The sequence below is a fragment of the Lactiplantibacillus dongliensis genome (assembly GCF_005405105.1).
Classification (GTDB): domain Bacteria; phylum Bacillota; class Bacilli; order Lactobacillales; family Lactobacillaceae; genus Lactiplantibacillus; species Lactiplantibacillus dongliensis.
Map to the genome: position 1 here is coordinate 1 of NZ_BJDK01000053.1, position 10,754 is coordinate 10,754.

General features: G+C 43.2%; 12 protein-coding genes. 10 read left to right on the forward strand and 2 right to left on the reverse strand.

Annotated features, from left to right (window positions below):
- Window positions 1-91: 91 nt before the first annotated feature.
- From FFM80_RS13930 to FFM80_RS13950, 5 genes are all read left to right on the forward strand, one after another.
- Window positions 92-469, forward strand: a complete 378-nt coding sequence (locus FFM80_RS13930; RefSeq protein ID WP_137641355.1) for a hypothetical protein — start codon at window positions 92-94, stop codon at window positions 467-469.
- A 281-nt stretch (window positions 470-750) separates the two neighbouring features.
- Window positions 751-1,593 (forward strand): abortive infection system antitoxin AbiGi family protein, encoded by an 843-nt coding sequence (locus tag FFM80_RS13935; RefSeq protein WP_137641356.1) that lies wholly within the window; start codon window positions 751-753, stop codon window positions 1,591-1,593.
- Between the two features lies 1 nt (window position 1,594).
- Window positions 1,595-2,797 carry an abortive infection system toxin AbiGii family protein gene (locus FFM80_RS13940; protein ID WP_137641357.1) on the forward strand — a complete coding sequence of 401 codons (1,203 nt, stop codon included), beginning with the start codon at window positions 1,595-1,597 and terminating at the stop codon, window positions 2,795-2,797.
- A 64-nt stretch (window positions 2,798-2,861) separates the two neighbouring features.
- Window positions 2,862-5,396, forward strand: a complete 2,535-nt coding sequence (locus FFM80_RS13945; RefSeq protein WP_137641358.1) for a M1 family metallopeptidase — start codon at window positions 2,862-2,864, stop codon at window positions 5,394-5,396.
- Between the two features lie 130 nt (window positions 5,397-5,526).
- Window positions 5,527-6,294, forward strand: a complete 768-nt coding sequence (locus FFM80_RS13950; protein ID WP_171001124.1) for a helix-turn-helix domain-containing protein — start codon at window positions 5,527-5,529, stop codon at window positions 6,292-6,294.
- 77 nt (window positions 6,295-6,371) lie between these two features.
- On the opposite strand, the gene FFM80_RS13955 is transcribed toward FFM80_RS13950, so the two are convergent.
- Both FFM80_RS13955 and FFM80_RS13960 read right to left on the reverse strand, forming a co-directional pair.
- A complete protein-coding gene (locus FFM80_RS13955) occupies window positions 6,372-6,656 on the reverse strand; it encodes an iron-sulfur cluster repair di-iron protein, ric (protein WP_137641360.1) in 285 nt (94 codons plus the stop codon).
- An 85-nt stretch (window positions 6,657-6,741) separates the two neighbouring features.
- Window positions 6,742-7,104: a winged helix-turn-helix transcriptional regulator gene (locus tag FFM80_RS13960; protein WP_137636286.1), complete on the reverse strand. Its 363-nt coding sequence runs from the start codon at window positions 7,102-7,104 to the stop codon at window positions 6,742-6,744.
- 126 nt (window positions 7,105-7,230) lie between these two features.
- Here FFM80_RS13960 and FFM80_RS13965 point away from each other — a divergent pair, with 126 nt between their 5' ends.
- From FFM80_RS13965 to FFM80_RS13985, 5 genes are all read left to right on the forward strand, one after another.
- Window positions 7,231-8,436 carry an MFS transporter gene (locus FFM80_RS13965; protein ID WP_137641361.1) on the forward strand — a complete coding sequence of 402 codons (1,206 nt, stop codon included), beginning with the start codon at window positions 7,231-7,233 and terminating at the stop codon, window positions 8,434-8,436.
- A gap of 57 nt (window positions 8,437-8,493) precedes the next feature.
- Complete coding sequence (locus tag FFM80_RS13970; RefSeq protein WP_137641362.1) at window positions 8,494-8,994, forward strand: thioredoxin domain-containing protein; 501 nt, start codon at window positions 8,494-8,496, stop codon at window positions 8,992-8,994.
- A 124-nt stretch (window positions 8,995-9,118) separates the two neighbouring features.
- Entirely contained in the window at window positions 9,119-9,580 is a 462-nt protein-coding gene (locus FFM80_RS13975) for a P-loop NTPase family protein (RefSeq protein ID WP_137641363.1), read from the forward strand.
- A 162-nt stretch (window positions 9,581-9,742) separates the two neighbouring features.
- Window positions 9,743-10,327: a thioredoxin domain-containing protein gene (locus tag FFM80_RS13980; protein ID WP_137641364.1), complete on the forward strand. Its 585-nt coding sequence runs from the start codon at window positions 9,743-9,745 to the stop codon at window positions 10,325-10,327.
- Window positions 10,328-10,499: 172 nt separating this feature from the next.
- Window positions 10,500-10,619 carry a putative metal homeostasis protein gene (locus tag FFM80_RS13985; RefSeq protein ID WP_171001125.1) on the forward strand — a complete coding sequence of 40 codons (120 nt, stop codon included), beginning with the start codon at window positions 10,500-10,502 and terminating at the stop codon, window positions 10,617-10,619.
- The last annotated feature ends 135 nt before the right edge of the window (window positions 10,620-10,754 follow it).

Below are 10,754 nucleotides of genomic sequence, written 5' to 3' on the forward strand. Positions count from 1 at the left end.
CGCACGTCTTTCTGTCAGCAGTATACGTTGCCTCAATTTGTATTTTACTTAAGTAGTTTTCAAACGGACCCTAGTTGTTTCAGGCTTATTATTGGCACCAGTTGTAACGACTGGGGCACCAGCTCAGGCAGCTGCTTGGCATAACGGCGCCCCTAAAGCGATTCGTGGGAAGTATCAAGCTAAGAAACATAGTGCCGCACAAGGTTTTGGGGATACGTATCAAATTACGGCCAAGATGTTCCGGTATGGCGCCTCAGGGATGCCGATGGTTAAAGCGACTAAGTTACGGTATAAGAAAGTTAGTGCCCATACTTGGCGACTTAAAGGCCATGTTAAGACTAGTGCAGCGGTTCGGTTTAATAAAATAGATATGAAAATTTATCGTAAAGGTAAGAAGTTTGCTGCGACGGACTATGGGACTAAGTTTGCTAAGCAAAGTTGGGCTAAGAAGGTTTCAGCTTTTAAATAGATGATTTATCACCATAAGTAATATTTTTTGATTTTTACTCAATAATAAAAATTAAAATTGCTGTTTTTTGTATATTGTTATTACAAGTGTGTACATTGAAAATTATTCTCCGAATATGAAAGAATATGTACAGGTAGAAGGTTAGCTTAGTGAAATCCGATGAATGGCGAGTGAAATGGTCTAAAAGTTTTTGCATAATAATGATATAGTGGATATAATTATAAGAACATATGTTTGAACTGCGATGCTCTACTATATTCATGATAGGAGAATTAACATAAATGTCAGAAAATGATAGCAATAAAAGAATTGGCTTAATCACTGGGAATAATCAACAAATTAGTATGGAGAGTCCTCAGTATTTTCATGAAAGTGCCAATACGCTTTTTAATTTTATGAAAGAGTTTAAATTCTTAGAAATGGCTATTAAAAATCTTAAACTTTTTCCAAGGTATTGTATTGAAGATGTTCGTTATTTGAAGCTTAAATCAGATATGGAGATTTCAAATATTGCGATGCCTATGCTGTGCTTTTGTGATATTAATTTACATCAGATTCAGACTCACATAGCTAATTATGGATCTTTTGGGATCGGTATAAGTAAGCAGTGGGGAAGTCAAGCATATCGTATTCAACCAATTAATTATATTAACCCTTGTTCTCCACTAAGAGAAGATTTAAGTATAGCCTTACAAAATATGTTTGATGGAAAATCCCAAGCGGAAGAAGCAAATGCTTTGTTAACACAACTAAAATTTTCAAAACCATTATACGGAAAAATGAACGGAACAGAAAAAAACTTTCATGATGAGCATGAATGGAGATATATTCCAGATGTTAAGGAGAGGGAAGCATATGGCTTGCTTTATGATGGAATCGAATATTATCGTAAGTGGATGAATAATAAAGCATCAATGGAAAATATGTCAGATGTACTAAAAAATTCAAAAGTAGAATATGGAATGATTTTGGATCCAACCAAAATTAATTATATTTTTGTAGAAAATGAAGAATTTGTGATTAAAATATTAGATGATATTAATGCTTTGGACATAGAGGATAAGGTGAAACATTTGTTGATGACAAAAGTTGTTAATCTTAGTCAACTAAAGGGGGATTGGTAGCATGTTTTCAAATATTCAGAATGAACTGTTTCCGAAAAATAGAAGCGATGAAGTTCCTAGCACGATTTTGGATGGATTATTACCAGATAGTCTCCGTGATACAAAGATAAAGTATAAAGGAATTAGTGCTAATAGTGCGATTTTGGTTGATAAATTAGGAAATGTAAAATTTTCGTTCGGAAAAGAAATAATTGATAGAGTTGTCGGAAAAATAAATACAGAATATCCTAGCCTTTCTCCAAAATATATAGAACAAAATTGGGAAAAGTTATTGTATAGAACACAAACAAAGCTAAATATCTATCCAAAAGACAAGATAGCAATTGATGGTAATGAAATAATAGCAGAAACTTTAATGAGGGATGTGGTTTCAGGAGAAGGTCTTACTAAGTGTATTATTGGGCCTGCAAACTTTGGCAAACCGATGAAATTACCATTGATGATTTCTGGACAACAAGTTGATTTTATGTTGCAACAAGAAAAATTTCCGTCTGCTGAGAAGCAAGTTTTTGATACTGTAAATAAAAGAATACTAAAAGTGAAATTAATTATTCCTGATGATAGGACTAAGGGAATTTCAGTTCAATTCAATATAAATTTAGAAGCAGCAAAAAATATCGAAGAAATAATCAAGAACAAAGAGATAATAACATCATTAATTGAAGAAGGGAATGTTACTTTAGCTGGGACAAATATCATAGACAATAAGAAAGATTTGTTAGACTTAAAACCTATTATTGAAGACTTGAAAGTTTATACTATGATGCATGAAATCAGTTCTATTTATAAAAAATCATTTCCCGTTAAAGGGGATTGGACGGAAAGTGATTTAACAAATCTACAAATTTTATATAATTCTGCAGTGAAGGATACTTTTTTTGTGATACCAGCTCAAAATTTCACTTTTCAAGCAAAAGATACCTCAAAGTTTAGGGAGAATATTGGTCAGGAAACTAGCATAACGGTAACTGGATTAGAAGACTTTGAAATCACAGGAATGAATTTTTCAAATTTACACGTAATACGAGTCTTTTACAAATTTAATCTTAAAAGTATTAATGAAAAAACTTGTCGATTTACTAAAACTCCTAATAGTAAAATACTCGTTAAGGTAGTTGAAAATAGTAATGATATCGAAATTAAAGACATAATGAAAGAAATTGAACAGACTGAAACAAATCATGAGGGGATAAGAAAGCATTGATTATTTAAGTTTCGCAATCAAATGACGTATAATGAAACTATTCTAACAAATCAAGGAGAAACTCATGGCAGAATTAACCCATTTTTACCAAACGTTCCAACCAGAACATTACAATATTTATCTCGATATTAATCGGGCCACTAAAACAATCAGTGGTCAGACGAAGATTACCGGTGACGCCCAAGCAACGGCGATTAACATTCACCAAAAGTTCTTAGCGGTCTCCGCTGTTCAAGCTGACGGTCAAGCGGTGCCATTTAAGCTCGATGCGGATAACGAAGCCATTCATATTGACCTCGCTAAGGCTGGTAAGACCACGTTAACCATCACGTACACGGCACCATTAACGGATTCCATGATGGGCATCTACCCCTCATATTACGAAGTCGCTGGTGAAAAGAAGCAGATTATCGGGACGCAGTTTGAAACGACGGCTGCACGCCAAGCGTTCCCATGTGTCGATGAACCGGAAGCGAAAGCCACCTTTGACTTGGCAATCAAGTTTGACGAACACGCTGGCGAAACCATCATCAGCAACATGCCTGAAGTGAAGACTGAAGACGGCGTGCATTACTTCGATACAACGGTTAAGATGTCTACCTACTTAATCGCGTTTGCCTTTGGTGAACTCCAAAGTAAGTTAACTGAAACCAAGAGTGGCGTGAAGATTGGTGTCTTTGGCACCAAAGCGCATAAAGCCAACGAACTCGACTTTGCCTTAGACATTGCCAAGCGTTCGATTGAATTCTATGAAGACTTCTATCAGACGCCATATCCACTGCCACATTCATGGCAACTTGCCTTACCAGACTTTTCTGCCGGGGCGATGGAGAACTGGGGCTTAGTGACTTATCGTGAAGCCTACTTATTACTTGATCCTGACAACACAGCTTTAGATATGAAGCAACGGGTCGCAACCGTGATTGCGCATGAACTTGCGCATCAATGGTTCGGGGATTTGGTCACCATGAAGTGGTGGGACGATCTCTGGTTAAATGAAAGTTTCGCCAACATGATGGAATACGTGGCGGTCGATGCCTTAGAACCGGACTGGCACATTTGGGAAACTTTCCAAACTTCCGAAGCCGCGGCAGCATTACAACGGGATGCTACGGACGGGGTTCAATCCGTCCACGTCCAAGTTGAAAATCCCGCTGAAATCGATGCCTTATTCGATGGCGCGATTGTCTATGCTAAAGGGGCACGGATGTTAGTTATGGCGCGCGCATTAGTTGGTGATGAGGCCTTACGTAAGGGCTTGAAGGCTTACTTCAAGGCTCATCAATACGGCAACGCCACCGGGGCTGACTTATGGGCGGCCTTGGGTGAAGCATCAGGCATGAACGTTGGGGCGATTATGAATTCATGGCTCGAACAACCAGGTTATCCAGTGGTTAGTGCCAGTGTCGTTGACGGTCAATTAACGATCAGCCAACAACAATTCTTCATCGGTGATGGTCAAGACCAAGGTCGGCAATGGCAGATTCCATTGAACAGCAATTACCAGGCCGCCCCAGCTATCTTAGCTGAAACGAGCGCTACCTTGGGTGATTATGCCCAGTTACGGGCTGATAATGGCCAACCATTCCGCTTGAATGTGGGTAACAACTCCCACTTTATCGTGAAGTATGACCAAACGCTGTTGGACGATATCTTGGCGAACTTGGACAATCTAACGGCCATCGATCAATTACAATTGTTGCAAGATTTACGTTTATTAGCAGAAGGTCGGCAGATTTCTTATGCCAGCATCGTGCCATTATTAACGCGCTTTGCCGGTAGTCATTCCACCGTCGTCAACGATGCGTTATATCGGGTCGCCGGTGACTTGAAGAAGTTTGTTACGCCTGACTCTAATGAAGAAAAAGCCCTACAAGGCTTGTATGATCACTTAAGTGCGGCCCAAGTTGCGCGCTTAGGCTGGACGCCACAAGCTGGTGAATCTAACGATGACCAATTGACCCGGCCATATGTTTTGAGTGCGGCCTTATATGCGAAGAATTCGGACGCAGTTGCGGCGGCCCACAAGCTGTTTACGGCTAACCGGGATCGATTAGCAACTTTGCCAGCCGACACCCGGGTCTTCGTTTTACGGAACGAAGTGCAAAACTTTAGTAGTGTCGACTTGTTCAATGACTTATTGGCTGCGTCCAAGCAGACGGCCGATGCCAGCTTTAAGGCTGACATTGCGGCGGCTTTGACGAGTACGCCCGACGACAAGTTGATTGCGACCTTAATCGAAAAGTTTGAAGATGCCGAAACCATCAAGCCGCAAGACTTACGCGCTTGGTTCCGTGGCGTCTTAGCTAACCATGCGGGGCAACAAGCCGCTTGGGATTGGATTCGCAACGACTGGTCATGGTTAGAAGCCACGGTCGGTGGTGATATGGAATTCACGACTTATATTACCGTGATTGCCGGCATTTTCCGGACGGCGGATCGGTTAGCTGAATTCAAAGCCTTCTTTGAACCGAAGCTGAACACCCCTGGTTTGACCCGTGAAATCCAAATGGATATTAAGGTGATTACGAGTCGTGTCGACTTAGTTGAAGCTGAAGCTGCGGCAGTGAATGACGCAGTGGCCCAAGCCATTAAATAAGCATAATTTTGAAAAAGGTGGGGCTAACCAAGTGTTAGTGCCACCTTTTTTGCGACTCAACCGCTAGTTGATTGCCTTTAAACCGCGCTTGGCGTAGGCTTAACTTAAATCAAGCGGGGGGATGAGTCAGATGCGGTTACAAGAGATGTTAAAGCAACAGCGCTTGCAAAATCATTATACACAAGCACAATTAGCCCAAAAATTATTTGTCTCAACACAGGCAGTTTCGAAGTGGGAACGTGGGCAAACGGTCCCGACGATTGATAATTTGTTGGCATTGTCAGACTTATATAATTTGTCCTTAGATGAATTAGTGCAGGGCAGTCCGTTCTTCAAGAAACCCTATGTCGTTGGTCATCGGTATCGGCGCAGTCACGTGGTGGCATTGCTGGCCGGTTGGCTATTATTAAGCATTCTATTAAGTGGCTTTGATTTTAAGAATTGGTCAATCTTAACAATGGTGTTGATCTTTGTGGCGGGATACTTACTGCCAATCTTGACGAAAGATTACTGGATTATTGAACAAGACCGTTTAGTTATACGGCATTATGGTCACGGCTGGCGTTTTAAACAGCTCTTGGAAAAAGCCCCGCATTTAAAGACGATTCCCTATCAGGCCATGGCCCAAGTCACGATTAATTATCAGACGCGCGAACGGATTCGGCCCTTTGATTTTGGCGCAGATTCATTTAAATTATTAATCGTGACCACTAATGGCCAACATTGGGCGCTCGACTTTGGGTCGCAAGTGCGAGACTTTTTACCACAATTCGTCACTTATTTGCAACGTCAAGGCGTACCGGTCAATGATGACGAACACATTGTGGATTTATTGTTACGGGGAGAATCACTGTATAACCACTTTAATGCTGGTAAAGTTGGCGCCACTAAGTCGTAACGGGAATGAAAGCAACTAAAAAATCGATAACCGGGTTAGTCAGCGTACTAATCCGGTTATCGATTTTTTGACGTGTATTAAGCCTGTGCATTCAACGCGTCGGCTTTAGCCAGCATGTGGTAAGTGGCTTTAAAGACAGGGCAAACGTCATTCGGGATGGCATAATCATGCGTCGTCGCTCGTAACTGGGCAAAGTTGTCAGTTAATTGGCGATCATTAGCGCTATCGGCGCGGAGCTGAATATATTGATCACGGACGGCAAAGACTTCGGGATGATGCGCACCGTGAGCGTTGGTAATTGCTTGGGTGTAAAAATCCAATCGGTCGGCATGGTCAGCTAAATACGTTTTTACAGGATTCATTTGAGCCACCTCATTTCATTGAATGACCTTAGTATAACCAAGGTTTCACGCAAATAACTTGATGGTCGTCAAGCTAGCGACACCTTTATAAATCATCACGGTGGAGCAACGTAATGGCTTCACCTTGTTCGCGGCGCCGGTCAATATTTTCCTCACCCCAGACACAGAGATCGTGCAGGACGCCGGATAGGCTATGGCCGTAGTCGGTCAGACTATAATCGACGCGCGGTGGGACTTGTTGATAGACGTGTCGGGTGACGATGTTGGCGGCTTCGAGTTCGCGTAATTGTTGGACGAGCATCTTCTGTGAAATCTGCGGAATGGCGCGTTCGAGTTCGCTAGTGCGCATGGCTTTTTGCCGTAGATGGCAGAGAATAATTGACTTCCACTTGCCACCGATCACTTCCATGGTGGCTTCAACCCCAATTTGATATGTTTTGGTTGGCATAAATAGGTCCTCCTAATCCATACTTACTTTTTAGTGGGTATCCCACTTTAAAGTAGGTACTTGTCTTCAAGTTACTTGCTAGTATAATCATTATTTATCACGTAAGCAAGTTTAGGAGGAATGAAAATGTCAAAAAAGGTAAATCCAACTTGGACGCTATTAGCACTCGCAATTAGTGCGTTTGCGATTGGGTCCACGGAGTTCATTAGTGTCGGCTTAATGCCGTTATTGGTTAGTCATTTTCACATTGATTTGGCGCAAGCCGGGTTGACCGTGTCAATCTATGCGCTGGGTATCATGATTGGGGCACCGGTGATGACCTTACTAACAGGACGGTTGAATCGGCATAAATTGATGATGCTGATTATGGGGCTCTTTATTGTCGGGAATTTATTAGCAGCGTTGGCGCCGACTTTTGGGCTCTTGTTAGTCGGTCGGGTTGTAGCCGCCTTAGCGCATGGCATTTTTATGACCGTGGCATCAGTCATTGCGGCGGATGTCGTTGCACCTGAAAAACGGGCCTCGGCAATTGCGGTCATGTTCACTGGTCTGACCGTCGCGACGGTGACCGGGGTACCACTGGGGACCATGATTGGACAACTTGGCGGTTGGCGTTGGTCGTTCATCTTCATCAGTGCAATTGGGGTGATTGGCTTGATCGCCGATTATTGGTTGGTGCCTCGTAACTTACCATTACCCGCCAAAGCAACGGCGCGGGGGATTATCCGCGTGTTGACTAATCCACAATTACTGTTGGCGTTATTGGTGACCGCGCTCGGCTATGGCGGGACTTTTGTGGCTTACACGTACTTGTCACCACTATTGGAACAAGCGATGGGCTGGTCTGCCAATGCCGTGGTCGTTATCTTGGTTGTTTATGGCTTGATGGTTGCGCTCGGTAATACCTTAGGTGGTCGTTGGGCAAATACTAAGCCGTTGGTCGCGTTGTTTAAAATATTTGTGGGTCTATTCATCACGTTGTTAGTCTTGACTGTCACGGCCCACAGTCATTGGCTGGGGTTGCTGACCGTTTTAGTAATGGGCATCTTTGCCTTTATGAATGTTCCAGGGTTGCAGCTCTATATTGTCCAACTGGCCGAAGTCCATACGCCACAAGATGTGACGATGGCGTCAGCTTTGAATATCTCAGCGTTTAACGTGGGGATTGCGTTAGGTTCCGGGATTGGGGGTCAAGTAACGACTCAATTTGGGCTGACTTGGACGCCGTTGTTCGGGGCATTGATGGTCGCTGTTAGTTTAGTGCTATTGCTGGGCTTGATCTGGTTAGCTAAACCAGTTCGGAAGTTGGATCAGGCTGATTGCAATGACTAAGTTCCGGGATTAGTGGCGTATACTAGTGGTAAACGATTGAAAGTAGGCTGAAGCTAAATGACTTTTAAAGTTGATCCACAAACCACGTTAACTTACGGTAATCCACAAGCGCCCCACGAACTGACCCTGATCTTGAATCTTGGCTGTGTCGATACTCGCGACTGGTGGCAGCCTAATCAAGCCACCTTGTTTGCGGCTATTGACCAAGGTAAGTTGCAAGTGCATGTTAAGTTTTGGAGCAAAGTTAAACCCACTTTATTGAACGGCAATGTGGCCAATGGGTACGTGGACTATCAACATCCCGCTGCGGCGTTGCGTTTGATTAAAGCGGTCTTTCAAAATCAAGATCCGTTACGTGCTGCTGATTTGGCGGCAGTGCCCGCTTATTTGGAGCGGACTTACCAAGTAACACCTTATGCGCAGGCCGAGACCGTTCGTCAACGGATTGACCGCGAAGTGGCAGCTAATGGGATTACCAGTTTGCCAACGGTGATTTATCAAGGTCAAGCTTATGCTGATGAGACGTTACCGACGATTGATGAGTTATTAACTGAATAGGCTAATCTTTAGAACCAACCCGGATTTTTTGCAGCACCGGGTTGGTTTTGTGGTAAAATAGCCAAGTATCATTTTTCAGAAAACGAAAAGGTTCGGATTTTAAGTAAGGCGGAAGGAAGCTAGGATGGAAACCAAATTAATTATTTTACGGGGTAACGGGGATAGTGCCAAGACGCTGTTAGCGCATCGTTTACAGGCGGCGTTAGGGCCATCGAGCTTAGTGATTTCACAAGCGGTGGTGCGTGATCGCATCTTGCACGTCCATGATCAACCAGGTAATCTAGCAATTGGGGTCATCAAACAATTGGCGGCTTGCAATAATCGGCAGATCGAATATGTGATTGTTGAAGGCATCCTAGTGAGTGCACGTTATCGGGCCATGTTAGTGACCTTGATGCGCCAATTCGAACGGGCTTTAGTCTATCATTTTGATGGGCCAGTTCCCGAGACCGTGGTCAGCCATCGCCATCTGAAGCTACGTTGGCTTTTGCATGATCGGTTGAATGTCCCACAAGAATATCAGTTTCCAACTAACTTAAGTTTAGAAGCACAAACGGCGCAAGTCTTAGCGGACTTACGAGCGTAACTGAAACGGGTCCAACCGGTCATTGACTAGGGTTGAACCCGTTTTTTAGTAGGCTTAGTTAAGTTAAGAACTTGTAAAGACGGTGTGGATTGAGGGTTTTCATTAAGACTTTGGCACTGAATTGGGTATACTGTAACCAATCCAACGAAAGCAGGTGGGCCCATGTCAAACTTAGACTTCAATTTGAGTGACGAAACGACGTTAAATCTCGGTACCAATCAAGCACCTTTTGAACTGACGGCGATTTTAAATCTTGGCTGTCCATATAGTCAAGCTTGGTGGCTAGCAAATGAAGCGGAATTGTTACGCGTGACCAGCGCGGGCTATTTGAACCTGCATTTAAAGTTTTGGAGTAAGCCCTCACCGCTACTTACTGCGGGGAATGTGGCGAATACGTATATTGACTACAGTCATCCCGATGCGGCCTTGGCCTATGTGCAAGCCGCCTTCCATCAACAAGATGACTTAAGAGCGGCGCCAGATACTGATGCGTACTTACGTGGCACGTATCAGTTGGCACCACTGGCCACGTCAGTGATTGTGGCTCAGCAAGTGGTAGAAGAAGCCGAACGTAATCAGTTGAGCAGTCTACCGAGCTTTATCGTAAACGATGAGTTGGTGGCCGGTTCTGAATCGACGGTCGTAGCGGCTTATTTGACCAAAGTCTTTGATTATCGGAAGGATTATTTTAGTTGGAAGGCCGATGATCGCTTTACCGTGATTCCGGCTGCGCGCACCCCGGAATGATTAGCGAAAGAGGCCAAGATTCTGGCCGTGATTGCGAAGATGGAAAAACGCGAAGCCGCCGAAAGATCGTCATCAGACTAGGTTCCAAGCTTAATACTTTTCTTTTATGGATATAGCTGTTATGATATTTGAATGGTAATGATTACGATTTAGATATCAGGAGGCTGCCATTATGGAAAAAGTAGATTTAGCAAGTGCACGTCGTCGCTTACACAGTTCAAATATCAAGTCCCGTAAGCGAGCATTGAAGGTCTTACATGACTATCGGCGTCAAGTTCAAAAAATTAAATAAAACTAAAAATGGCACTCACTAACGATTAATCATCGTTGGCGAGTGCCATTTGTTATATTCTAAAGGTTGAAAGTACAAAAACAGACCACACACCTTGATACAAAAGGTCTGTGGGGTCGGATATTAGTATTTTCA

Bases quoted from the DNA above. Each gene is read 5' to 3' on its own strand.
- FFM80_RS13975 (WP_137641363.1), top strand. From the start codon at position 9,119: ATGGAAACCAAATTAATTATTTTACGGGGTAACGGGGATAGTGCCAAG.
- FFM80_RS13965 (WP_137641361.1), top strand. From the start codon at position 7,231: ATGTCAAAAAAGGTAAATCCAACTTGGACGCTATTAGCACTCGCAATT.
- FFM80_RS13985 (WP_171001125.1), top strand. From the start codon at position 10,500: ATGGAAAAAGTAGATTTAGCAAGTGCACGTCGTCGCTTACACAGTTCA.
- FFM80_RS13950 (WP_171001124.1), top strand. From the start codon at position 5,527: ATGCGGTTACAAGAGATGTTAAAGCAACAGCGCTTGCAAAATCATTAT.
- FFM80_RS13980 (WP_137641364.1), top strand. From the start codon at position 9,743: ATGTCAAACTTAGACTTCAATTTGAGTGACGAAACGACGTTAAATCTC.
- FFM80_RS13955 (WP_137641360.1), bottom strand. From the start codon at position 6,656: ATGAATCCTGTAAAAACGTATTTAGCTGACCATGCCGACCGATTGGAT.
- FFM80_RS13945 (WP_137641358.1), top strand. From the start codon at position 2,862: ATGGCAGAATTAACCCATTTTTACCAAACGTTCCAACCAGAACATTAC.
- FFM80_RS13960 (WP_137636286.1), bottom strand. From the start codon at position 7,104: ATGCCAACCAAAACATATCAAATTGGGGTTGAAGCCACCATGGAAGTG.
- FFM80_RS13940 (WP_137641357.1), top strand. From the start codon at position 1,595: ATGTTTTCAAATATTCAGAATGAACTGTTTCCGAAAAATAGAAGCGAT.
- FFM80_RS13970 (WP_137641362.1), top strand. From the start codon at position 8,494: ATGACTTTTAAAGTTGATCCACAAACCACGTTAACTTACGGTAATCCA.
- FFM80_RS13935 (WP_137641356.1), top strand. From the start codon at position 751: ATGTCAGAAAATGATAGCAATAAAAGAATTGGCTTAATCACTGGGAAT.